The 3301-nt window shown below is 56.3% G+C and carries 3 protein-coding genes; 1 reads left to right on the forward strand and 2 read right to left on the reverse strand.

From position 1 onward, the window contains the following. A partial coding sequence (locus tag J5Y17_RS19020) for a hypothetical protein (protein ID WP_219787427.1) occupies window positions 1–326 on the reverse strand: 326 nt, incomplete at its 3' end. A 17-nt stretch (window positions 327–343) separates the two neighbouring features. After that, window positions 344–724 carry a hypothetical protein gene (locus J5Y17_RS19025; protein ID WP_219787428.1) on the reverse strand — a complete coding sequence of 127 codons (381 nt, stop codon included), beginning with the start codon at window positions 722–724 and terminating at the stop codon, window positions 344–346. 983 nt (window positions 725–1707) lie between these two features. On the opposite strand from J5Y17_RS19025, the gene J5Y17_RS19030 reads away from it, so the two are divergent. Continuing rightward, the coding region (locus J5Y17_RS19030; protein WP_219787429.1) for a hypothetical protein at window positions 1708–3301 on the forward strand (1594 nt) is incomplete at its 3' end.

Genomic DNA, 3301 nt, shown 5'->3' on the forward strand with positions numbered 1-3301 from the left:
ATTTCGATCAGATGCGAGAGTTGCGCCATCCTATCCGACATCCCAAAGTCCTCGCTGGTATCCCTGAGCATCGCGCCATCTCCAAAACCGGGCTTGATCTCATTGAGCTCTCGCCGGATTTCGTCGCCCATAATCTCGATCACATCGTGATCCTGATTTTGGAACACTTGCCCGTCCAGCAGATGCTCCACCGTTTTGGGAATAGTTTGTCGCGCGACTCCGCGCCCCAGAGGACCGAACCGTTCCCACTGTTCGCCGAAGGCTCTGCCCCATTGGATCGCGTTTAGCACCAATTCATGCAATTCAGCTTCGAATTCGTCATACATATGCTGTTCCTCTTTGCTCAGGCCGCGGCCAGCAGCGGAAGGAACGGACGGCCCGCATGCTCGTTGATCTCGTAGAGCACATCGAGCAGCGCTTCGGCGAGCAGACAGATGTCCTCGACATAATGCGCCGCGGGATCGAGGTCGGCAAAATATGCCGCTTCCGGACGATCCGGGTCATGAACATGCTGCAACGACAGCAGCTCGTATAGCCGGACGAGACCGGCCTTGAGGCGTCGGGTCGGACGATCTGCCTCGCGGACGTCGTCGAGCAGGTCTGCCGCCGCTTTGAGCGCCGGCTTGCCACCCAAAAGCAGTGACGCATTCTGCAGTTCCTCCGAATAGAGTTGCAGGAATTCTTTGAGCCGATTGAGCGGCCCTTGGTAGTTTTGGTCGAACATTTTTGTTCTCCTCGCAGCACCGCCACGCGTGATTGCGGACGGCTACAAGAGCGACTTCGTCTCCTTCGGTTTGCGCAGTTGTCAGTTTACGGGGCTGCGGGTCCCGTTGTGATGTGAGTTGCAGGCGGATCGGACGTATTGTTCGCAATTCCCGGCGCATAGCCCCCGGCGTTACCGCCCTGACTATCCTGGTTATTCCTATCTGATCTGTCCGCGGGACGCGTCTTTCCGTCGGCGCCCTCGTCCGAAGGGGCGCGACAGGAAAGACGAAATCCGCGACAAGATTTTTTCTACCTTTCGAAGCCTTGGGCTCCCGCACCATTGCCTACCCAGCCCTTTCCGTCCGCGTCGTGCGACCGCCATGTCGAAAGGGATCGTTCGGAAATGATCTCGCCGAACACCGAGATCGGCGGGGCCTCCACGTGGAAATTTTTCCGGCATCGTTGCATTAGCCAGACGGCCCGCGCATCCCCCAAGGGCATGAGCGCACTATTACTCTCGCGACATCATTTTTGTTTTGAATGCAAAAATGCAGAGACATTGAGACGGAATGGTGGGTGAAAACGGGACACGCGGCCCGGTTTCCGAACGCATTCAATTTGCCGTCGACAGACGCATGTAAAGGGTCAAGGGAGGCGCTCGGGAGCCTCCCTTGCGGGTGCGCGGAGCACGAGCAGGCAGGGTCCGGGAAGGAGTGCGGAACGACCTCTCGGGCAGGGGATCAGAAGGGGAAGGCGTTCCCCTCGTAGCTCTCCGCAGGAGCCCTCTCCGGGGAGGAGGCCCGCGGCGGCGCGAGCAACTAACTCTGAAAATAGCCTCATAGAGGCGGCCGGGCCCCGCCCGGATTTGCAGAGTTAGTTAGTGAGTTCGAGGAGAAGTTGCACGATCCGAAGTTTTGCCACGGAAATCCGTGGTTCTTTCACGTCCGCGAAAGCACTCAGAATTGATGTGGAGGCGCCATTTTCCTGTGCAGGAACAGGAACATGACGATGACTTACACTGCGGACTGGGACACTGATTACAGCGTGATTGAGCCAGACAGAAAATTTCCTCTCGTCGTCAAAATCAAGCGCTACAGCAAAGAGTTGCTTCTGAGCATGCAGAAGCACGCGGAGCTCGTTAAGCGTCTCACGCTGGCGCATTGCGACCCTGAAAGATTTGCGATGAACGCTGTTCATCGTGGCCAGGGCGACTGGGCTTATAGAGAGCTCGAACAGATCAAAATTGCGTCTGTGCTGAACATGCAGAACGAGGCGCAGAGACTGCGCGAGAGAGGCCGGAGAAAAGAAGCGGACCGCGTACTTTTCATGGGACCTCAGACCCCGTGGAAACAGGCGAAGCACGGGCCCGTTGTCGAAATCATCATTTCAGCTCACCATAAATATTTTCTCAAACGCACGCCGGAAGGCGGCTATGTTCTCGACGCAGACGGCAATCCGGTTCGCGACGAAAAGAAGGGGAAGGAGTTCCTCGAACGCGCGCGGCAAATTCTCTCCGAACAGTTCGGAATGAGCATCGTTCATATGCGTTCAGACCGCGACGAAATGGCGGATCACATGCACTGCATCGTGATAGATTGGACCGTAAAAGAGACGAAGACAAAGGGCGTTCAGCGTATGATAACTCCGACGAAACACCCGCTGTTAAAAACATGGGAAAAGGCACAGACGGAATTCGCGAAGCGCTTCGAGGACATGGGAATTGTCCGCGCGAGAGATATAGCCCGCCAGCGCCGTGAAGCCGCCGCTCTCGGCGAGCAACTCCCAGAGAAACCGAAGACACAGAGCACTTACCTATGGCGCCAGAAGCAGAAAGCACTCGCGGAAGCGGCCGAGAGGAAGCGCATCCAGGGCGAAAAGAAATCGGCGGAGATCCGCGCCAACATCGCACGCCTAACGAAGCAGAAAGAGGATGAGGTGAACGCGCTTATTGCTGAAGCGAAGGCGCAAGCCGCGAAAGAGTTTGAGAAAGTCGAACGCGCAAAAAAAGAAGCCGAGGAAAAGCAGCGCAAAGCTGATAAAGCTCTTGCCTCTTCGGAGCGCAACAGGGCCCGCGTATGGCGTTCCTGGAACAAGCTCAGACAGCGCGCCCGCGATATCCGCTCGCGCGAAGACAAGGTCTCGAATGTCTTCGGCTTCCTCCGCAAGGCGGCTGCATTTATTGTGCCTTTGATCGGCGCCGAAAAGCAGCGTCAGTTCAACGAAGCCGTTGCTGCGAAAGCAAAACAAATCGAGATTGAGGTTTCAAAAAATCCGACAATTCCCGGAACGCTTCTCATCCCCGATATCGGCGAGTTCAATCTGCAAGAACTTGACGAGCAGCTCAAAGCAATGAGCAATCGGGAAGTCAGAGCGCGCGCGATCATTAGTAAAGATGCCGCAGAATTCGTCGAATCCGGCGCTGAGAGGTATCAGGCGAAACGCGGATGGTTGGCGCTCGCACAAGAGGCGGAATTTCGCGGCATTGATATCTTCACTGGGCAGATCGACGCATCGAAAGCCAAAAACAAACTGCGCGCTGCGCTGCACAGTGACGTACCAAACGAGACCGTTCTTGAGATCCGCGAGGAGATCGTCC

Origin of the sequence: Celeribacter sp. PS-C1, assembly GCF_019429625.1 — a bacterium.
In the GTDB taxonomy this organism is placed as follows: domain Bacteria; phylum Pseudomonadota; class Alphaproteobacteria; order Rhodobacterales; family Rhodobacteraceae; genus Celeribacter.